General features: G+C 39.4%; 19 protein-coding genes. 14 read left to right on the top strand and 5 right to left on the bottom strand.

Features of this window, described 5'->3' with window-relative positions; translation table 11 throughout:
* The first annotated feature begins 9 nt into the window (after nt 1-9).
* Nucleotides 10-729, top strand: coding sequence for a phosphoribosylaminoimidazolesuccinocarboxamide synthase (purC, locus tag RFH42_RS06105; RefSeq protein ID WP_308974709.1), 720 nt, complete (start codon nt 10-12; stop codon nt 727-729).
* A 201-nt stretch (nt 730-930) separates the two neighbouring features.
* Entirely contained in the window at nt 931-1,308 is a 378-nt protein-coding gene (locus RFH42_RS06110) for a hypothetical protein (RefSeq protein ID WP_308974710.1), read from the top strand.
* A gap of 92 nt (nt 1,309-1,400) precedes the next feature.
* Here the strand turns inward: RFH42_RS06110 and RFH42_RS06115 are convergent, their stop codons facing one another.
* The 3 genes from RFH42_RS06115 to RFH42_RS06125 all read right to left on the bottom strand — a co-directional run bounded on the left by RFH42_RS06115 (nt 1,401) and on the right by RFH42_RS06125 (nt 5,696).
* Entirely contained in the window at nt 1,401-2,687 is a 1,287-nt protein-coding gene (locus RFH42_RS06115) for a lytic murein transglycosylase (RefSeq protein ID WP_308974711.1), read from the bottom strand.
* Between the two features lie 600 nt (nt 2,688-3,287).
* On the bottom strand, nt 3,288-3,830 hold the full coding sequence (locus RFH42_RS06120) for an OsmC family protein (RefSeq protein WP_308974712.1): 543 nt from the start codon (nt 3,828-3,830) through the stop codon (nt 3,288-3,290).
* 309 nt (nt 3,831-4,139) lie between these two features.
* Complete coding sequence (locus RFH42_RS06125; protein WP_308974713.1) at nt 4,140-5,696, bottom strand: esterase-like activity of phytase family protein; 1,557 nt, start codon at nt 5,694-5,696, stop codon at nt 4,140-4,142.
* 242 nt (nt 5,697-5,938) lie between these two features.
* Here RFH42_RS06125 and RFH42_RS06130 point away from each other — a divergent pair, with 242 nt between their 5' ends.
* The 10 genes from RFH42_RS06130 to RFH42_RS06175 all read left to right on the top strand — a co-directional run bounded on the left by RFH42_RS06130 (nt 5,939) and on the right by RFH42_RS06175 (nt 15,023).
* The gene (locus tag RFH42_RS06130; RefSeq protein WP_308974714.1) at nt 5,939-7,189 is read left to right on the top strand and encodes an MgtC/SapB family protein; all 1,251 of its coding nucleotides are present in this window, start codon (nt 5,939-5,941) and stop codon (nt 7,187-7,189) included.
* A 359-nt stretch (nt 7,190-7,548) separates the two neighbouring features.
* Nucleotides 7,549-8,910 carry an acetamidase/formamidase family protein gene (locus RFH42_RS06135; protein WP_308974715.1) on the top strand — a complete coding sequence of 454 codons (1,362 nt, stop codon included), beginning with the start codon at nt 7,549-7,551 and terminating at the stop codon, nt 8,908-8,910.
* Between the two features lie 2 nt (nt 8,911-8,912).
* On the top strand, nt 8,913-10,115 hold the full coding sequence (locus RFH42_RS06140) for an aromatic ring-hydroxylating oxygenase subunit alpha (RefSeq protein WP_308974716.1): 1,203 nt from the start codon (nt 8,913-8,915) through the stop codon (nt 10,113-10,115).
* A gap of 10 nt (nt 10,116-10,125) precedes the next feature.
* On the top strand, nt 10,126-10,479 hold the full coding sequence (locus RFH42_RS06145) for a hypothetical protein (protein WP_308974717.1): 354 nt from the start codon (nt 10,126-10,128) through the stop codon (nt 10,477-10,479).
* A gap of 75 nt (nt 10,480-10,554) precedes the next feature.
* Nucleotides 10,555-11,049, top strand: coding sequence for a nuclear transport factor 2 family protein (locus RFH42_RS06150; protein WP_308974718.1), 495 nt, complete (start codon nt 10,555-10,557; stop codon nt 11,047-11,049).
* 73 nt (nt 11,050-11,122) lie between these two features.
* The gene (locus RFH42_RS06155) at nt 11,123-12,394 is read left to right on the top strand and encodes a styrene monooxygenase/indole monooxygenase family protein (RefSeq protein WP_308974719.1); all 1,272 of its coding nucleotides are present in this window, start codon (nt 11,123-11,125) and stop codon (nt 12,392-12,394) included.
* The gene (locus RFH42_RS06160; protein WP_308974720.1) at nt 12,381-12,908 is read left to right on the top strand and encodes a flavin reductase family protein; all 528 of its coding nucleotides are present in this window, start codon (nt 12,381-12,383) and stop codon (nt 12,906-12,908) included. The genes RFH42_RS06155 and RFH42_RS06160 overlap by 14 nt, the downstream gene beginning before the upstream one ends.
* Complete coding sequence (locus RFH42_RS06165; RefSeq protein WP_308974721.1) at nt 12,905-13,687, top strand: SDR family oxidoreductase; 783 nt, start codon at nt 12,905-12,907, stop codon at nt 13,685-13,687. Before RFH42_RS06160 ends, RFH42_RS06165 begins: the two co-directional genes overlap by 4 nt.
* Nucleotides 13,684-14,016 carry a non-heme iron oxygenase ferredoxin subunit gene (locus tag RFH42_RS06170; RefSeq protein WP_308974722.1) on the top strand — a complete coding sequence of 111 codons (333 nt, stop codon included), beginning with the start codon at nt 13,684-13,686 and terminating at the stop codon, nt 14,014-14,016. The genes RFH42_RS06165 and RFH42_RS06170 overlap by 4 nt, the downstream gene beginning before the upstream one ends.
* 5 nt (nt 14,017-14,021) lie before the next feature.
* Complete coding sequence (locus tag RFH42_RS06175; protein WP_308974843.1) at nt 14,022-15,023, top strand: 2Fe-2S iron-sulfur cluster binding domain-containing protein; 1,002 nt, start codon at nt 14,022-14,024, stop codon at nt 15,021-15,023.
* A gap of 24 nt (nt 15,024-15,047) precedes the next feature.
* Here the strand turns inward: RFH42_RS06175 and RFH42_RS06180 are convergent, their stop codons facing one another.
* Both RFH42_RS06180 and RFH42_RS06185 read right to left on the bottom strand, forming a co-directional pair.
* Complete coding sequence (locus RFH42_RS06180; RefSeq protein ID WP_308974723.1) at nt 15,048-15,686, bottom strand: response regulator transcription factor; 639 nt, start codon at nt 15,684-15,686, stop codon at nt 15,048-15,050.
* Nucleotides 15,686-17,161 (bottom strand): PAS domain S-box protein, encoded by a 1,476-nt coding sequence (locus RFH42_RS06185; RefSeq protein ID WP_308974724.1) that lies wholly within the window; start codon nt 17,159-17,161, stop codon nt 15,686-15,688. Before RFH42_RS06185 ends, RFH42_RS06180 begins: the two co-directional genes overlap by 1 nt.
* A gap of 300 nt (nt 17,162-17,461) precedes the next feature.
* Between RFH42_RS06185 and RFH42_RS06190 the strand changes: the two genes are divergently transcribed.
* Both RFH42_RS06190 and RFH42_RS06195 read left to right on the top strand, forming a co-directional pair.
* Nucleotides 17,462-18,223 (top strand): hypothetical protein, encoded by a 762-nt coding sequence (locus tag RFH42_RS06190; RefSeq protein WP_308974725.1) that lies wholly within the window; start codon nt 17,462-17,464, stop codon nt 18,221-18,223.
* Between the two features lie 215 nt (nt 18,224-18,438).
* The gene (locus RFH42_RS06195; RefSeq protein ID WP_308974726.1) at nt 18,439-19,851 is read left to right on the top strand and encodes an amino acid permease; all 1,413 of its coding nucleotides are present in this window, start codon (nt 18,439-18,441) and stop codon (nt 19,849-19,851) included.
* Nucleotides 19,852-19,953: the final 102 nt, after the last annotated feature.

The raw sequence follows: 19,953 nt of genomic DNA on the forward strand, positions 1-19,953 counted from the left end.
GGTTCCCCCATGTTGAAACAAACCTTGCTCTATACTGGTAAAGCTAAATCCGTTTTTGAAACTGATAGTGCAGACCACTTGATTTTAGTCTTTCGTGATGATGCCTCAGCGTTTAATGGCGAAAAAATCGAACAACTAGATCGTAAAGGTAAGGTGAACAACCGTTTTAATGCCTTTATTATGGAGAAGTTGGCTGCAGCAGGTATTGAGACTCACTTTGAAAAGCTACTTTCACCAACTGAAGTTTTGGTGAAAAAGCTGGACATGATTCCTGTGGAATGTGTGATTCGTAACTATGCAGCTGGTTCACTATGCCGTCGTCTCGGTGTAGAAGAAGGGAAACAATTGACGCCGCCAACATTTGAATTGTTCTTTAAGGACGATGCATTGGGCGACCCAATGGTAAATGAATCACAAGCAATTGCTTTAGGTTGGGCGACTGCTGCGCAATTGGAAAAAATGAAAGAATTGACTTATCAAGTCAATCAAGTTTTGGTAGAACTGTTTGATCAAGGCAATATGATCTTGGTTGACTTTAAACTAGAATTTGGTGTGTTCCATGACCGTATCGTACTTGGCGATGAGTTCTCTCCAGATGGTTGCCGTCTATGGGATAAAGACACCAAGAAAAAACTTGATAAAGACCGTTTCCGCCAAGGTTTAGGTGGTGTGGTTGAAGCTTATGAAGAAGTTGCAAGTCGTATTGGTATCGATCTTTCTGATATCTAATGATCTAAGGCAATAAAGAAAAGGCAAACAACCTATTGTGTTGTTTGCCTTTTTTATTGCTCAGTTACCCATATTTATCATGGTTCTGCTTCATTTCAGCAAGAGAATGGTGAATTTGGCTAAGGCTTGTATAGATAAGCTATGCTTTTTCGGCTAAATTAGCTATGTTGGTATCAGATTATGTAATTGTAGGAGAACAGCGTGAGTTATTATCATATCCTTCTAGAAGTGAATGATCATATCAGTACTATTGAGCAAAGTCGTGATGTTGAAATTTTTGATATTACTGAAATTCAGCCCTATCTAAATTCGATTTTATTGCCATTTTTCAATAAACAAATGATTGAACTCGAAGAGGAAAATGTTGAGTTTAGCGATGTTTTGCACTTACAGATCAAGCAAACACTTTTACCAATTCATCAACTCATTGAAGAAGAACAAAAGCAGTTACCTAGTGATACTGATGTAACGATTGGTGCTTATGAAATTTTTAATAATATTAATCTAACACAAGATGTAAGCTCAGTATTTTGGGATATCTTAGATGCTGTGAAGATTGATCAATCGGCTATTGAATAAAACATAATTCGCGTTTTGATTTAGGATGTTAAAAATTCAAAAAATCCCCAAGATATAAATATCTTGGGGATTTGTTCTTACTAGATAGTAAATTAGTTCAGCATCATACGTGCATTTTCTTCACGGAAGGCTTTTAAAATTTGTTGACCTGCACGGCCACTTGGAGCTAAACCTAATCGTGTTTGCTCTGAACGAATTGCTTGACGTGTTTTATCACCAATGAGCCCATCTGCTGCGCCGATGTCATAGCCTTTTTTCAAAAGGAAATTTTGAATTTCACGACGTTCTGCACGAGAGGTTCCTGGATCTGGAGTAGGCCATGCAGTTTGAATTGGGCCAGCACCTTGTAAACGATCAGATAAGTGAGCAATAGCTAATGCATAGCTCTCAGCTGCGTTATAACCATAGATCGCATCAAAGTTCTTAAATACGAGGAATACAGGGCCATTTGGACCACTTGGTGCCATGAGTCCAGCTGGTGTAGCTGAAGTGAGGTTACCTTGGAGCAATGGTCGACCATCAATACGTGTTAAGCCTTGACCGCTCCAATAGCTTAATGCTTTCTTATTACGACGACTTTCTCCAGCAATTGACATTCCACTTGGGACTTTGACTTCAAATCCCCACGGCATACCTGTTTGCCAGCCACGTTTTTTTAAGAAATTTGCAGTTGAGGCCAAAGCATCAGCTGTACTGGAAACAAGGTCACGACGACCATCACCGTCAAAATCGACAGCAAGTTCCTCATAGGTCGATGGCATGAATTGTGTGTGACCAAATGCACCAGCCCATGAACCCACCATTTGTTCTGGTTTTAAGTCACCGCGTTGTAAGATGCGCATGGTGGCAAAAAACTCACCACGGAAATAGGCTTGGCGTCGCCCTTCACAGCTTAATGTTCCAAGTGCTTGTAACAGTGGATATTTACCAGAAATATCACCGAAATTACTTTCTACACCCCAAACAGCCACAACTGTTTCTGCTGGTACACCATAACTTGCTGAGACACGCTGTAAGACACTTTGGTGTCGTTTTAGCATGTCTTGGCCTTTCGCTACGCGCTCATCATCCACTAAACCTGATAAATAATCCCAAATAGGTGTTGAGAATTCGGGCTGATAATTCAGTTTATCAATGACAGAATAATCGGGTGTGAGATTGCGTGTATAAAGATCATAGCTCGAAGCGCTTACACCTGCAGCCATTGCTTGAGAGCGAAGCCCTGATAAGCAGCTTTGAAAATTATTATTTGGTTTATAGTCTGAGCTTGCTGTTACCTTAACAGCTGGAGTTGGATTTGCTCCATTAATAACCAAGTCTGCATGAAGTTGGCTGTTAAATAGAGCGACAGCCGTAAACAGTAATGAAAGACGCAACATAAGATTCCAAGCTTATTTTTAAATTTGAAAACAAATTAGCACAATGTTGAGGCTAAAGTATGGAAAATATAATAAAGAACTTTAAATTCATTTGCTCAACATGGGATATATCGGTGTTATAAAACTTTAAATTCAAAATCTGATTGATCATTTTCTACTGTTTTAAATTCATTCTTTAATGGTTGTTTTGAATTTAAATGTAGAAGTTTGAAGTAGTGATATTTTGAATTTAAAAAACAGGCTGAATAATTTTGGCTTAAAATTGGGTCGAATCAGCTATTTTATTTTTAAATTCAAAAAATAAATGCTGTGAACTTGCATATTTATGCATTTATCCACAGGTTGGCGATCGGTATATTTGAATTTAAATAAACACACATAAATAATGCAGTTTTGAATTTAAAGTGCGATCATTATTTTTTGTGGATAACTTTATCCACAAGCACGGATAAACAATTTGAATTTAAAAAGGTGTGTTTGTTTTGAATTTAAAATAATTTTGAAAGATGAATACGTTAAGTTTTTGAGGAGATGTAGCTGAAGCTACTGGTTCAAATTAACTTTAGGGCTGTTGTCTGCCAACAGCCCCGATATATTAAATTAATTGTGTTTTAATGTCGCGTTTAAGTGGATTGGGTGCGCAGCATTCCAGCGATTTGGGGAGGTTTTAAGCACATTTTCATGAATTGCCTGATATTGTTCGGCAGTGCCATCTCCATCAATGATGACTTCATAATCAATTTGTTCATAACCTGGTGCAATAGCATCATCTAGACCAAGAAAACCTCTTAGATCTAGGGCACCAGAAGCTTTAATTTTCAAAGAATGAATTTTTACCCCCGTCATGGCTGCAGTAGCAACATATCCTACAGTCATACAAGCATTGATTGCAGCCAATAGAAGTTCTTGTGGATTGGGTGCTGTATTTTCCCCTAAAAGCTCTGCTGGTTCATCTGCCTCAATGTGAAAGGTTTTGGCCTTTCTTTCACCTGCCATATGCCATTCATGTACAGAGGTTGTGCTTTTACAACCGCCTTTCCAGTCTGTCTCTACAGCGAAAGAGACTTGGCCAGCTTGTGGGTTTTGACTAACGCTTTGTGCAAAAGCTTCGAGATTTTCTGTTTCAATACCATTGATTAACATAGTTTATGCTTCCTGCATTTTAATAAATCATTAACTTTTAAATTTAAATAAAGTTGATAGGCTGCGTAACATTTCACGCGATACACTCTTGATCATGCCGTTTTTATATTTTTTCTGTAAACCTACTTCATACCTATCTTTGGTTTTAATTTTTTTAATCATTTGATGAAATTGAGCATATTTATTTTTTTGACTCGAAAGATTAATCATACTTATAGGATGATTATATTAGTTTGTGCTGATCAACAATTGTGAGAGGGGAATGAGACTGATCACTACACTAGAGATGATCAGCCTCATACAACGGGATTATTTTTGTGAGGTTATTTTTAAATTATCCACGACATATAAAGTAGAACGATCAAGGTGTGTGTAATTTAAATCTAAGTATTTTTGTTCAAGCCCTTGAGCATTTTTCCATAAGCCAAAATCGTCATCATTGAGTAGACCAAGTCGCGTACCATCAATAAGCCAAATACCCTCCATTTTGTCATGTGCGTAATTTACTTGTTTGATCATATCGACAACCAGCATTTTTGGGGCAGGGAGGATATTGAATGCTGCTAATCCTTCCCAGCCTTTATCGAGTACAAATTGCTCTAAGGTTTGTCCAGCAATAGTTAAACCTAATTTTTTATCGTGTTTGATTACGCTGCTTTCATTTATGCTATTTAGATTGGTTGCTTGATTTAAATCGATTTTATATACGCGTTTCATCGCTTTTTGAGGGTCTTTAAGATAAAAGCCTTCATCACGTTCTAATACCAAAAATTCATGATTATTTATGGCAACTATTGCAGAGTTGGAAAATGCATTACCTTCTTGTCGATACAAGTACTGCTGCATTTTCCCACTGGCTAAGTCGATACTAATAATACGTGTTAAGGTCGATTTATTCACCGCACTTGTAGGCAAGTTCATGGTGGATTGCATAATACCAACAAGTGTTTTTTGATCAGGTGTAATAGTTAAACCTTCCATACCACGATTGGCACGACGATAACTAAATTCATTAGGCAGCGTATATTTATTACGTTTATCAGCACTAAATGGGTTAATGCGTTCTAGCTCACGACCATTTGCATCATAATGCACGATGTGAGGCCCATACTCATCACTCACCCAAAAAGTCCCATCTTTTAATGCCGCTAAACCTTCACTATCTAAACCATAGTCATCTAAACGCATTGGGTTGTGCACTGGGTCGTAGGGTTGATTGGCGTTTACAGTAATCACTTTGCCTTGTAAATCGTATGGTGTCTCACCTGTTCCACCAAGTGCGGCAGTATTGGGGAGACCTGTGATTTCTTTGCCATTTCTGTCTTTAAGAGTGATGACTTTTAATTGTTTAATCGAGCCATCGGATTGGACTTCGAATAGACCAATTTTAGGCACATAGTCTGGCATTGGAAAAATTTTACCAGCGCCATGTATTCCATCGTCATAGTCAGCATTAGGTCCACGGTCTGTTAGTGCATAAAATTGTGTTTTATTACTAGGATGTGCTGCTAAATCTGAACCATAGCCTCCTTGGCGTAAATCAAATTTTTTGTCGATGATTGTCGCATTCGCACTATAAGATCCTAAGATGCTATAAGGCAGAGCTACCCCTTTAGCGAATAAATTAGCACCACATTGTACAGATTTTTCTTTGACTTCATTGGCATCTAATATGCCATTGTGATTTGTGTCAGCACCTTTTTCAGTGAGTGTGCCCGCATGCCAACATAGGTCATTCCCTAAGACTAATGCTGTGTCTCTTGTTAAGATTTTTGCCTCTCCTTGGCTACTGTCTTTGTTGTCACCACAGGCAGTTAATACTAATGTGGCATTCAGCATTATGAGTGATAAGTATTTCTTTTCCATGATATTCTTTGCATGATTAAAATATCGCCATGGTAAAAATAATAGGCTACAGTTGTGTGACTTAAATTATGAAATTTAAATTATATTTATGGAATATAAGGAATAATTTTAATCTTTATGGGTGATACTGTAGGCTTTTTAGATGCATTATATGGGGATTAGATTTAAGTTATTGGTCTTAGATTCAAAATTTGCGGCAAGTCATTACTTGATGTTGAAGTCATAATAAAAGGTGAATACGTTTGAATATACTTCTACAAACTTTGTCATTTCAAGAATTGCTGACCATTATGCTGTCTGCATTAGGGTGCGGGCTTTTAATTGGATTAGAGCGTGAACGTAATAAAAATAATAATCCTGAACAAAGTTTCGCAGGTTTGAGATCGTTTACGATTACTGCATTATTGGGAGCATTGAGTTTTCTGTTACATCTATATATTGGTGTAATCGGTGCAATAACAATGTGTTTATTTGGACTTTATGGTTTATCACAACAAAAAAAGGATATTGGTTCTACAACTGAACTTGCTTTTTTTATGACCTATATTATTGGTGCAGTTTGTGTGTGGAATATTCCGCTTGCAGCGAGTATGGCTGTTTTATTAACAATCATTTTGATGGGGAAAAAGTCTTTACATCATTTTGCAGGGGAAACAATTCAAAGCTATGAGCTAAGAGATGGATTATTTTTGCTCGCGTTGATTTTGATTGCTTTACCCATTATGCCAAATACTCCGTTATGGGGAGCGGTTTTAAATCCCTATGTCATTTTAAAGTTATTAATTTTAATATTGCTTGTTCAGTCAATGGCTCATGTGGCAAAACGCCTTTTATCGAATGATAAAGCCGTTCTTTTATCTGCTTTAGCTTCGGGTTTTGTATCCAGTACAGCAACAATTGCCAGTTTGGGTGTACAAGTCAGATCAGAACAAGCCAATGTGAAATTAAATGCGGGAGCTGCATTAATCTCCTGTGTAGCGACATTATTACAATTACTTTTGATTGTTTTGGGTGTCAGTATTGAGTGGTTTAAACTCCTCCTTATTCCTTGTCTTGCTGGCATTATTATTTTATGTCTTGCTGCTGGTTTATTAATTTTTAGATCGCCACAACCCAAACAGCAATTAGTGACTCAAGCAAAAGATAGTCGAATGTTTAGTATTAAAGAAGCTGTGATTATTGCAGTGAGCCTTACTGTTATACAAGCAGGTATATATGGCGCAACGCTGTTATTGGGTGATAAAGGGCTTATTTTAGGCACATTTTTGGCATCATTATTTGAAGTCCATGCAGCAATGGCAGGCGTTGTTATGCAAGGAGATACGCATAATCAGACGCTTATTTATGCAATGATTATTGGTTTGAGTGCCCACAGTTTATCTAAGAGTATTAATGCCTTTATAACAGGTGGATGGAAGTTCTTTATTTATTTTGCACCCAGTCAAATTTTACATATTTTGGTAATGATTTTTCTTTTATTCCTTGGAGTGTAAAACCTAATGTTCAGGGCATAGGTATCTACACGGGGATGTTTAGATAACTATGCTTAAGACTAGAGGTGGCAATATTTTTATTTAATAAATACCTATAAGTAGTTTCCCCTATACATCTATAAATAAATACTCATTTAAATAAGTAAGAATAAATAGCACGATGCTGATTTTAAATTATTCAGCTCAGTGTTTTTGCACATAACAACAAGGAATCATCCCAATATTTTCTGAGCACTTTTCGAGGTGTAATGCATTAAATCACGCACATATTGTCATCAAACAGTCAATGAGTCGTAGGGACCGCAGGGAATGCAGACGATATGGTCGGTATTTTTGCTCAAGCATTATAAGGAAATATTATGCAAAAAAAAGCGCAGCTGCCTGTAAATCAGGTTTCGGGAATTGCTGTTGATCGAATACATGTAAATCAATATTCAGGTGGTATTGTGGGTCCTAGTGTACAAATGCTGGGCCCACTCAAAGATGGTGGAACTTTGATCACAGGTACGCCACCTGGGTGCTGGGGGCCAATGATTACGCCTGCATTTCAGGGCGGTCATGAGGTGACTTTACCTGTTGCGGTTGAAGGTGCAGAGGTAGGAGATGCTGTTGCACTGATAATAAAAAAAATGACGGTAACATCTCTAGCGACTTCTTCTGGTGTGATGCGGTTCGTAGAAGGGCGTTACCATGGCGATCCTTTTGTAGCTAAATTTTGTGCTCAATGTGGTACAGAACAACCTGCAAGTTATGTGCAAGGTATAGGCGAGGATGCCATTCACTGCAAACAATGTGCAGCTGAAGTCAGCGCATTTCAATTTTCACATGGCTATGTGATTGTGTTTGATCAAGATCATCAACTGAGCCTTACGGTTGATCAAAGTATTGCGAATCGACTGGCAGGACAGGCCGAGCAGATTGCTGCACTACCCGAACATGCTGCTCAACACTCTATTTTATCGTTAGCACGAGCGGATATGCCGGGTGTTGCTGCTCATATGCGTCCCTTCCTAGGCAACATTGGTACAACCCCAGCACGTGATTTACCAGATTCACATAATTGCCATGATTTTGGACAGTATTTAATTGATGCTCCACATCGCTACGCTATGACTGAGGCTGAATTAATTGCAGCTAAAACAGATGGACATATGGATACCAATTCGGTACGTGCTGGCAGTATTTTAATTTGTCCAGTCAAGATAGCGGGTGCTGGGGTTTATATGGGCGATATGCATGCACAACAAGGCAATGGGGAAATTGCGGGACATGCAACTGATGTTTCAGGGGAAACAGAGCTTGAGGTCAGAGTAATTAAGGGCTTAACCCTTGATGGCCCCATTTTGTTACAGCGATTGGATGATTTACCGCCGATGGCAAGACCATTTAGTACGGAGCAAAAACAATATATAGATGCTTTGGCTAATCACTGGGGACAAAGCCAAGTGGAAGAAAGCGCCCCGATTACATTTATTGGTTCGGGAAAAAATTTGAATGATGCAACAGAAAATGCGTTGCAACGTGCAGCCAAGACAACAGGGTTGGCTTATAACGAAATTTTAAACCGCTGCACAATTACAGGTTCCATTGATATTAGTCGATTGCCCGGTACGGTCCGTGCCACCTTTTTATGCCCAATGCCTATTTTAGAGCAATTAGGTATCGCTGATTTAGTCCGTCAACACTATCAGCTTGAATCAACCACAAGGAAAGAGGTTTAAATATGAATAGTAATGCAAAATTACGTTGGGGTGATTTATATCCTGAGTTAGGGACTGCACCAATTCCAACTGATCCCTGTATTTCACCTGAAGTCTATGATGAAGAAGTAGAGAAGGTTTTTAGTAAAGTTTGGCTTAAAGTCGGGCGAGTAGATGAAATTGCTAAACCTGGTGATTACAAAGTTAAACGTCTCGATTTTGCCAAAACCTCAGTGATTTTGATGCATGGTAAAGATGGGCAGATTCGAGGTTTTCATAATATTTGTTCACATCGTGGCAATAAGGTCGTTGTGGAAACTGGCAATGAAACTTTTGGTTCTAGTAAAGCTGCTGTGGTGACCTGTCGTTTTCATGGTTGGGTTTATGACGCAAAGGGTGATTTGGTCAATGTTCCAGAACAAGACAAATTTATGCCATGTTTTGCGAAAGAAGAAAATGGATTAACCAAAATCCGTACCGAAGTTTGGGAAGGTTTTATCTTTGTCAATCTTGATGCACAGGGAACACAGAGCCTGACTGAGTTTTTAGCTGGGATTGGACAGCATTTGGGCGGATATCCGTTTGGTGAGATGCAAGAGTGTTTTGCTTATAACACCATACTTGAATGCAATTGGAAAGTTGCCCATGACGCTTTTGCTGAAGCCTACCATGTTGCTACGATTCATGCAGGGTCATTTCCCAATGTATTTGCTTCAGGTTTGCAAGAAGTCCAATTGTTTGGAGATCACCGTACATGTGCAGTCTGCTTAACTAAAAATGCCAATCCTAAACCAGCAGCACAGTTATCAGGTGAAATTACAGGGGCATCTTTGGTTAATCACTACCAACGTCAGCAGCTACCTACTTCTGTAAATCCTCATGATCGTGATGACTTCTCTTTTGAGCTGTCTGTGATTTTCCCTAATATTTTGGTGCATGTAACTGAAGGGGTTTGGTTTACTCACCAATTTTGGCCGATCAGTCACAATCAAACACGTTGGGAAGGGCGTTATTACTTGCCTAAGGCAACTCGTTATTCTGAACGATGGGCACAAGAGTTTGCACAGGTGTTACAACGCAATGCTTGGCTAGAAGATACCGCAACAATGGAAGATACGCAGGCTGCCTTAGAGTCTAAAGCGAAAAAAGTCATGCACTTACAGGACGAAGAAATTTTAATTCGCCATGGTTACCACGTGCTTGAACAATATCTTAATCGTGCTTAAGGAGAAGCAGATGACTCAACTAATTTCACAATTACCTGCTGATTTTAAAGCGCTTGAGCCTTTGCTTACTACATGGGCTTTGGGTACGGCTAAACAACGTCATATGCAGAGACTCAATTCGAGTTCAGAGCAGTTAGCGCAGTTTTACAATGCAATTTTGCCCGAGATGCGCAACATTTTGGCCTTGCTTGATCAATACCCTCTAGGACAGTTGCCAGAGGAACTTTATCCGCTGTACTGGCTGAGTCTTAGTTTCGCTGAAGTTGCTCCACATATTGAGCTGTATAAGGGTTCGGTTGGTGTGCCATTTGCTTTTGAAGAAACACGTTTTATCTATGAAAGCGGTGATGTAATTAACATTTAAACCATCTACCACGTACATAGAATTGGTACAGCAGATATGTACCGATGCACAGCATTAGATGGATAGGGAATGAGGATGGAACAGCTTTATCTAGAACAAAGATTAGCGTTACTTGAGGCCAGTGAAGCAATTCGTAATTTGGTTGGGCGTTATGCCACAGCTGCGGATCAACGGAATGATCCAGTGTTGATGCAAGCACTATTTCATCCTCATGCACAGTGGTGTGCCAATGGTTTCGGCAGTTTACAAGGACGTGACCAGATTGTTGCTGGTCTTGCTGAAATTGCACAACAACAGATTGTGTGGAGTCTACATATTATGGCGCAGCCAGATATTCAGATTGCACTAGACGCTAAAACAGCTGAGGCACGTTGGATGTTGTGGGAATTGTCTACGCAGGCTGTGGCAAATCGCCCACAGGCAGCGCTAAAAGATTTTTGTTTGGGTGGTTTTTATCAATGCCAATTGAGCCCAGACCAACACGGTGTTTGGAAATTTGATCGGGTCGAATTGAATCTGACCCTTCATCATCATTATGTCACGGGCTTTGGTCGCACTTTAGCTGACTAGCATTGTCAGCAGCTCAAGTGACAGCGACTTCATTGTTCACACATGGTTGAGTACAACAGAAAGGGATAGCACAATGAAAAAAATTGCAATTATTGGGGGTGGACAAGCAGGTCTACTCATGGCTTTTGCACTGATGGAACAACAGTACGATGTAAATTTATATATTGATCGCCAAGCAGAAGAACTTCTACATGGCCGTATGATGAGCACCACGATGTTTTTTGCTGATACTTTGGCTTTTGAGCGTAAGTTGGGGCTTAATTTCTGGGAGTCCAAGGCTCAATATGGCGAGGCGATTCATGTTGATTTTCGTGATCCTCAAGGCAATATTATGTTGCCTATCACGGGGTTTTTGCACAATAACCATGGCATTGCTATGGACCAGCGCAGCAAATACCATCGTTGGTTAGAAGAATATAGCCAACGTGGTGGCAAACTCATTTTACAAAATGTCTCTCCCGAAGATTTAGCACAGATTGCTAAAACACATGATCTCACCTTATTAGCAGCTGGCAAAGGCAATATTACCCGTCTCTTTCAGCGTAATGAGGTGCGTTCAGTTCATCTGACTCCACCACGTAAGCTTGCGGCAGCTTTGGTGGTGGGGGATGATCTTTGTGGACCAAATAGTTGGGCAGGTCAGCCTAAACAAACTTTACATTTTAATTTTATCGCAGGTGCTGGTGAGTATTTTAGTATGCCTTTTTATAGCCATACGCATGGGGCCTGTCGCAGCTTTTTATTTGAATGTATTGAGCATGGGCCAATGGATGTGTTTGACCATGTCAGTGACGGGGAGCAAATGCTCGCAGCCATGAAAAAGGCTGTCAGCATAGTCACGCCAGATCAGAGTTTCCGCATGGTGGATAACATGGAGTTGAGTGATCCCAATGCTTGGTTAAAGGGAGCATTTTGTCCAGAAGTCCGTGACCCAGTTGTTGAACTTGCTGATGGCGGTTTGGTTTGGGGCATTGGGGATACCGTTATGGTCAATGACCCGATTGCAGGGCAAGGCGCAAATAATGCAACACGTATGGTGGAGCATTATTTACAGGCCATTTTAACGCATCAAGGTGACACATACAGCAAAGAATGGATGCAAGAAGTTTTTGAACAATTCTGGCAACAGTCCGGGCGTTATACTACTGAGTTCACCAATATGTTACTCAATCCACCGAGTGAGAGTTTATTACAGGTGCTTGGTGCGGCTGCGCAAAAGCAAGTAATTGCTGATGATTTTATGGGCAATTTCAACCACCCTCAAGGTTTCTGGCCAGCAGTTGCTGGTGCAGAGGGTGCAGCCAGTTATTTAGCGAGACAGGAGTTTCAAGATGCTGTTGCCTGACACACTCTGGCAGGAGGTCAATCTTGCTGAAGCCAAATCGTTACGCCAAGCTTTTGGTGGTTTTGCAACTGGAGTTGCAATCGTGACATGTTTTGATGCACAGGGACAGGCGGTTGGGCTGACCATTAACTCTTTTAGCTCGGTATCGCTACAACCCGCTTTGGTGTTGTGGAGCTTAGTGAATCAGTCACCAAGTCGTGTGCATTTTGAACAAGCAGAATACTTTGCCATTAATATATTGAGTGCGCATCAACAAGATGTGTGCTTGCAGTTTGCTCGACCAAGTGAGAATAAATTTCAACATGGTCAGTGGTTAATCCAAGGCAGTAAAGCCCCCGTGTTAGAAGACTGTGTGGTGCAATTTATCTGTCGTAAACAGCAACAGTTACAGGCAGGGGATCATCAAGTATTCATTGCTGAAATTGAACACTGCCGATTGAGTACACAACAGCCCTTATTGTTTTGTCAGGGGCAGTTTAATGCCTGGCCACTGACTTATTCGGAGGCTTCATGAATCAGTTTTCATTCGAGTTGCAGGATAAAGTGATTTTGATCAGTGGTGCTGCAACTTATATGGGGCAAGTGTTTGCACAATATTTAGTTGAACAAGGTGCTCAAGTCATTATTGCCGATCTTCATCATGAGCAAGGTCAAGCTGTTGCTGAAAAAGTGGGTGCACAGTTTATTGCTTTAGATCTTAGGGATGATGGATCGATCCAGCAATTAGCAGCAGGCTTAGAACGACTGGATATTTTAATCAATTTAGCTTGTTTATATGCAGATCATGGCGCTGATTCAAGCCGACAAGATTGGTTAGATACGTTTAATGTCAATGTATTTGGTCATGCTGCTTTATCACAGGCTTGTCGACCACTACTGCAGCACAGTCATGATGGTGCAATTATACATATTAGTAGTATCAGCGCTGGAATTGCACAAAAGCAGCGCTGGGTTTATCCCGCCTCTAAAGCCACATTAGAACAGTTGACGCGCAATATGGCTTTAGATTTTGCTACAGATTCAATTCGTGTACATGCTTTGTCTTTAGGTTGGACATGGTCTGCGCCCATGCAGGCATTGTCTGGTAATGATAGAGCCAAGACTGACCGTATTGCAGGACGATTTCATTTACGAGGTCGGATTAATGATGCAGAAGAGGTTGCTCAAGCGCTCAGTTTATTGTGTAGTCCACGAGCAAAACTGTTGACTGGTAGTGTTGTACATGCGGATGGGGGATATCACATTTTGGGTCCCGAAGCGACAGACTCACCTATTGAGGAGTTCAGCCAATGAATAGTCCATTAAATATCATTACAGAGACTTATTTGTGTCAAGTTGAGGATGTACAGCCTTCATCTGGATTGCAGGTTAATATTGTGGGTTATCCAACGCTTGCTGTTTTTCATCTTGAGGATGGCCGTTTTTTTGTTACAGATGATACCTGTACCCATGGTGATGCTTCTTTGGCTGATGGCGAGGTAGAGGGTTGTGAAGTGGAATGTCCATTTCATGCTGGTGCATTCGATATTATTACTGGTGAACCTTGTGGAGCGCCGTGTAGCATTGCCTTAAAAACGTATTCTTGTGTTGTCCATCATGGTCAAGTGTTTTTGGTGGAGTAGACGTGATGCATCAGATTACTTTACAAGAGCAAGATTCTGACACAACGTTTTTTTGTGCCAATGATGATGTGTTGTTACGGGCAGGATTAAGACAAGGTTTGGCCTTGCCTTATGAATGCAATGCAGGCGGATGTGGTACTTGTAAGTTTGAATTGCTCGAAGGTGATGTTGATATATTGTGGGCGGATGCACCTGGTTTAAGTGAGCGTGATAAACGTAAAGGACGATTATTGGCTTGCCAATGTCGCCCTAAGTCTGACTGTAAAATTAAATTACGATTAGATCCACAGTGCTTGCCTAAAATTAAAGCCCAAAGACAATCAGTCAAGCTTATTACAACACGTGCCATTACTCATGATATTTTAGAAATTCATTTACAAGCACAACAAGCTGCTGAGTTCTTACCTGGGCAGTATGCTTTATTGATGATAAATGGTCAGATACAACGCGCCTATTCCATGGCCAATTTACCTAATGCAGCAGGAGATTGGGTTTTTCAGATTCGTAAGGTGCCTCAAGGGCAAATGACAACTGTGCTGTTTGATGAAAATGCGCTAAAACATGCGGTACTGCAGCTCGATGGTCCTTATGGAACTGCACACTTGCAGCAGAAAAACCGTCCTATTGTTTGTGTCGCAGGTGGCTCAGGTTTAGCTCCTATGCTTTCCATTGCACGCGGTGTTGCTATGGACCCTTTATTGCAACAACAACCTGTTTGGTTCTTCCATGGTGGCCGTGAACAACGCGATTTGTTGAGCCAAGAGCAATTGCAACAATGGACAGGCTTAGGTCAACGGTTACACTATATTGCAGCGAGTTCCAATCAACACATTCCTAATGTCTACCATGGATATATTCATGATGTATTAGAACAGCAGTTAGGTGAGCAACTTAAAGATTGTGAAATATACTGTGCTGGTCCACCACCTATGGTGCAGTCAATTGAACGCCTAACTCATCAATTAGGTATTGATCAAACAAGTGTGCATTTTGATCGCTTTTTTTAGTACGTCACTTATACAGCTCGCGGTCTATACTGCGGGCTGTAGGCGTGTTCCTCTACAATTGAGTACAAGGTTAACCAGCTGTGCAACCGATTCAATTTCTAATTTCTGGCGAATATGTGCACGATGAATTTCTACGGTTTTATGGCTAATTTGGAGTTGCTGTGCGATTTGCTTACTGGCAAGTCCATCAACCAATAGTTCCACAATTTCACGTTCACGTGGAGAGAGGCTATTGAGTTTTTGTAAATTACATTTGAGTTGTCGCTGTTTTTTAAAATCAATTTCAGCTTGTTGTAAACAGATTTGGATTTGATTCAACATGTGTTGTGGGTTGAAGGGTTTTTCCAAAAAATCAAATGCACCCTGCCGCATAGCAGTTACTGACATTGGAATATCGCCGTGGCCAGTCATAAAAATAATGGGAATATAAATACCTTGTTCTAATAATTGGGCCTGTAATTGTAGGCCACTCATTCCTCGCATCCGTATATCTAAAATAAGACAAGCTGGTGTTTCTGGACGAGAATAGGAAAGAAATTCATGCGCACTGTTAAAGCTTTTAACTTGTAACTGTACACTGCCTAAGAGCCAAGTTAATGAGTCACATACATCTTGGTCATCATCAATGACATAAACAATTGGTTCAATTAATTCGTTATGCATTATTCACGTCCTTGTGCTTTTAAAGAAATGTTAAAAATGGCGCCAGGTGTTCCTTCACAGACCCATAAATAACCTTGGTGATTTTCAATGATACTGCGGGAGAGGGTAAGGCCAATCCCCATACTGTCTATTTTACTCGAATAAAAAGATTCAAAAAGTTGTTCAGGATTTTGGCCATTTAAACCTGGACCATTATCAGCAATACTCATTCGAGCGAGGTCTTGGTGTTGCCAAGTTCGAATATAAACTTCACCATTTTCAGTATGATGTTGAAGAGCATCTACGGCATTGAAAACTAAATTAATAACAACCTGACTAAATAAGGTTTCATCTGCATAAATATAAATAGGCGTTGGTGACAATTCATAATAAATTTTAGTTTTGCCTTGTTCTGCCTTAAGTTCAATTAATGGCGCAATAAGATGAATCAATTGATTGAGCTGTAATATCTTAAAGTTGGCTTCGCCCTTTTTTAAAAACTGTCGCATGCTACGAATAATATTACTTACGCGTTGTACCTGTTCAAGTGCAGCATTCAAGGCATCTAAGGTCTCTGTATTATTTGCCAGTCCATTTTGTATGCGTAAAATGCTACCAGTAATATAGTTTGTCAGTGCTGCTAGAGGTTGGTTAAGTTCATGGGCTAATGCTGTTGATAACTCTCCCATCGTTTTACAACGTGACATGTGCCCTAATTGTTTTTCACGTGTACGTACCATATTTTCTGCTTCGATACGCTCAGTAATATCTCGATAATTAATTAAAAAGCCTTGAATATTAGGGTCAAGTAATAGGTTTTTACAGCTCGCTTCATGATTACGCCATTGACCACTATGATGTAAAAAACGATAGTTTAAATGCTGAGTTTGTTCTTGCGGATGAAACAATTCTCGATATAAAAATTGTCGTACCTGGGCACGGTCTTCAGGATGAATTAAATGAAGTATATTTTTCTTTAACGCAAGGCGGTTACGATAACCTGTGATTTTTTCAAGCGAGGGGCTCGCATACAAGAGTTTGGCTTGAGTATCTAAAATAGCAATTCCATCTGCTGAGCTTTCTAATAAGCATTTAAAATATTCATCTTTCGATTGTAATGCATATTGATATTGTTTGATTTCACTGATATCTCGAACCAAAGCTAAGACTTTGGCTTGCTGATCTATATAGATGATTTTTAAACACACCTCAGCGGGGATTTGTTTTCCAGTTGTAGATTGTAAGATCCATTCAAATTTAATCACACCACTGCGCGCAGTTTGACGGATTCTACTCATAGCATGGGGGAAATTAAATCCTTGGCTATGCGCACTAATATCTTCAACCCCCATAGTTAATAACTGAGAGCGTGTAAACCCCGTAAGCTGTTCTGCTGCTTGATTGGCATCCATAATTTTAGCGCTATCGACATCATGTATAAAAATGGCATCGCCAGCCTTGTCAAAAATGGTTTGATAATAATTTTGGTTGTTCATGACTCACCCTGAATCATTTTAAAGGAAACAGCGTCCTGCTGTGTGGGGCAATAAGATCGTAAGAGAGTGAAAAGATTAGTTTGATAGTGCTGTAATTCCACTGAATTTGCAACGTAACTTTTGACATTTAAATATGATCTGAGACTCAAATTTTAATGGTTACCAATAGACTTTAAAATATGTGTTTGTTTTCAAAATCATGAGTGTTGAATGTTATTTATTGGTGGGAAGAAATTAATAATTTTGAGTTTGAGCCATGATCTGTTATGTATGAATCATAATTAAAATGGAAAGTAACAAATGCAGGTGAAATTTAAATTAGGATTAGTTGCATTATTATCTAGTGTTGGGCAATGGGTTTATGCTACCCCATGTGAGGATGTTAATTTTACCAATTCAATTTTAAAACAAGCTCACTTGACTAGCCCTCAAGGACATCTTGCAGATTGTAAGGTGCTCCCACAACAACAAGATCAGGCCTTGATTGTTTATCAGCAGGGGGAACTTGATATTAATGAAGATTCTGAACATGCGCAAAGTTATCAGCTACATTTACTGACTGCCGATATTCAACAACAGAAACTACTTGATCATTATATAGATCCCAATAGCTATACCTCTGATGCAATGATGCTGCAAGATATAAGGATTGATACCGCAGCGTATCAGTTACACCCAAAATTAAGAGCAATTGGATTAAGAATTAATTTCGCTAATTCATCTTCAGTTAATCCTTATTCCTACAATATATTGAATTTATATGATTTGAAAAATCATCGGAAAATTTTAAATAATCTGAGAGTAGGATTAGATCAAGGTGAGAATGATGGACGTTGTAATGCCGATAATCACAGTAGAAGTAGTGTCCTCATTGTATTAAACACTCAACATCAAGGCATGTTCGATTTAAGAGTAAATAGCAAAGAACGAAATGAAAGTTATCGTTGGGTTAATGATGATTGTAAACAGACAGGCCATATAGAAAACAAACGAAGTCATGTCCTAATATATAATGGCCAACGCTATAATATACCGAGGTATTTAACAGAGTATGAACCTTAATGATGGTTTAAATCACTTCTTCAGCACAGCTTTGCAAATGGAAAGGCTTCTCTACTTATAAAAACAATAAATTGATTGGTTTTAGCTATGGTATTTTGGCTAAGGTCTAATTTTTTCAACTCGTTATTATTCTAAAACCCATTGCGTATGGCGTTATACTGTGCGCCCAGAAGATGATGTATTTCATCAAGGTTTGGTATTGTAGGTAGGGTTTAATGGACGCAGAGAAGTCACAACATGATTTAGCACAGGCACCACCAGAGTTACATAAGGGATTAAATAACCGACATATTCAGCTCATTGCTCTCGGTGGAGCAATTGGTTCAGGTTTATTTATGGGTTCAGGTAAAACAATTCATTTATCTGGCTCATCAATTATCTTGACCTATATGGTTGTTGGCTTCTTTATGTTCCTCATGATGAGAGCAATTGGTGAATTATTATTATCAAACAGCAGTTATAACTCATTTGTAGATTTTACCAGTGAGTATTTAGGGGATTGGGCAGGTTTTTTCCTGGGATGGAGTTATTGGCTCTGTTGGGTAATTAGCTGTATTGGCGATGTCGTTGTGATTGGTGGGTATATTCAGTTTTGGTTCCCTGATTTGAGTTTATGGATTCCTGCTGTTTGTTCTCTGCTGTTTTTGGTTTGTGTAAACTTATTTTCTGTGAAGAACTTTGGTGAAGTAGAATTTTGGTTTGCTGTAATCAAGGTGTTAGCGATTTTAGTATTGATCGTGGTTGGATTTAGTATGATCTTTACTGGTTTTACTTCACCAAACGGAGTAACAGCGTCACTTTCACACATTGTAGAACAAGGAACAATTTTCCCTAATGGTGCGTTTGGGTTCATTGCTGGCTTCCAAATCGCAATTTTTTCATTTATGGGGGTTGAGTTATTAGGGATTACAGCAGGTGAGACCAAAGATCCTGAGAAGAACTTACCAAAAGCGATTAACTCCATCCCATTACGTATTATGTTGTTTTACATATTATCGTTGATTTGTATTATCTCAATTACTTCATGGCAATATGTTTCTCCAGATAAAAGCCCATTTGTTGAGGTATTCACTTTGGCAGGTATTCATATTGCTGCCGCACTCATGAATTTTGTGGTGTTAACCTCAGCTTTATCTGCGGTCAATAGCGGGATTTTTAGTACTAGTCGAATGCTATTTGGCTTAGCTTGTCAAAAGGATGCCCCACATGTATTTGAGAAGCTGAATACCAAAAAAATTCCTTTTTCTAGTCTATTTTTCTCCGCAATAGGAATGTTGATTGGTGTTTTACTCTTAGTCATTATTCCAAGTGTAATGCAGCTCTATACGCTACTTTCTACGCTATGCGCGATTTTGATTTTGTTCGTTTGGGGACTCATGGTATGCGCATATTTGTCCTATCGTAAGAAACGTCCAGATTTGCATGAAAGCTCTAAATATAAAATGCCCGCTGGTATTACACTGTCTTATGCATGTTTAGTATTTTTTGGCTTTGCCTTAGTTGCATTATTATTTGAAGAAGATACTCGAATTGGTATGTATATCGCTCCATTCTGGTTTTTATGGTTGGTAGTTGCATTTAAATATCGCGATCAAATTCTTGCTTATTTTAGAAAGAAATTTAATTAACATTTCGCCATAACTAAATTAACAAATGATATACAGCCCTATAGTGGGCTGTTATCATATTGGACAAACTAAAAAATGAGCTGTTGTACTGAAAGGGCATTT

Source organism: Acinetobacter rudis (assembly GCF_031157835.1).
Lineage (GTDB): Bacteria > Pseudomonadota > Gammaproteobacteria > Pseudomonadales > Moraxellaceae > Acinetobacter > Acinetobacter rudis_A.

Bases quoted from the DNA above. Each gene is read 5' to 3' on its own strand.
- purC (WP_308974709.1), top strand. From the start codon at position 10: ATGTTGAAACAAACCTTGCTCTATACTGGTAAAGCTAAATCCGTTTTT.
- RFH42_RS06115 (WP_308974711.1), bottom strand. From the start codon at position 2,687: ATGTTGCGTCTTTCATTACTGTTTACGGCTGTCGCTCTATTTAACAGC.
- RFH42_RS06120 (WP_308974712.1), bottom strand. From the start codon at position 3,830: ATGTTAATCAATGGTATTGAAACAGAAAATCTCGAAGCTTTTGCACAA.
- RFH42_RS06125 (WP_308974713.1), bottom strand. From the start codon at position 5,696: ATGGAAAAGAAATACTTATCACTCATAATGCTGAATGCCACATTAGTA.
- RFH42_RS06135 (WP_308974715.1), top strand. From the start codon at position 7,549: ATGCAAAAAAAAGCGCAGCTGCCTGTAAATCAGGTTTCGGGAATTGCT.
- RFH42_RS06140 (WP_308974716.1), top strand. From the start codon at position 8,913: ATGAATAGTAATGCAAAATTACGTTGGGGTGATTTATATCCTGAGTTA.
- RFH42_RS06145 (WP_308974717.1), top strand. From the start codon at position 10,126: ATGACTCAACTAATTTCACAATTACCTGCTGATTTTAAAGCGCTTGAG.
- RFH42_RS06150 (WP_308974718.1), top strand. From the start codon at position 10,555: ATGGAACAGCTTTATCTAGAACAAAGATTAGCGTTACTTGAGGCCAGT.
- RFH42_RS06155 (WP_308974719.1), top strand. From the start codon at position 11,123: ATGAAAAAAATTGCAATTATTGGGGGTGGACAAGCAGGTCTACTCATG.
- RFH42_RS06160 (WP_308974720.1), top strand. From the start codon at position 12,381: ATGCTGTTGCCTGACACACTCTGGCAGGAGGTCAATCTTGCTGAAGCC.
- RFH42_RS06165 (WP_308974721.1), top strand. From the start codon at position 12,905: ATGAATCAGTTTTCATTCGAGTTGCAGGATAAAGTGATTTTGATCAGT.
- RFH42_RS06170 (WP_308974722.1), top strand. From the start codon at position 13,684: ATGAATAGTCCATTAAATATCATTACAGAGACTTATTTGTGTCAAGTT.
- RFH42_RS06175 (WP_308974843.1), top strand. From the start codon at position 14,022: ATGCATCAGATTACTTTACAAGAGCAAGATTCTGACACAACGTTTTTT.
- RFH42_RS06180 (WP_308974723.1), bottom strand. From the start codon at position 15,686: ATGCATAACGAATTAATTGAACCAATTGTTTATGTCATTGATGATGAC.
- RFH42_RS06185 (WP_308974724.1), bottom strand. From the start codon at position 17,161: ATGAACAACCAAAATTATTATCAAACCATTTTTGACAAGGCTGGCGAT.
- RFH42_RS06190 (WP_308974725.1), top strand. From the start codon at position 17,462: ATGCAGGTGAAATTTAAATTAGGATTAGTTGCATTATTATCTAGTGTT.
- RFH42_RS06195 (WP_308974726.1), top strand. From the start codon at position 18,439: ATGGACGCAGAGAAGTCACAACATGATTTAGCACAGGCACCACCAGAG.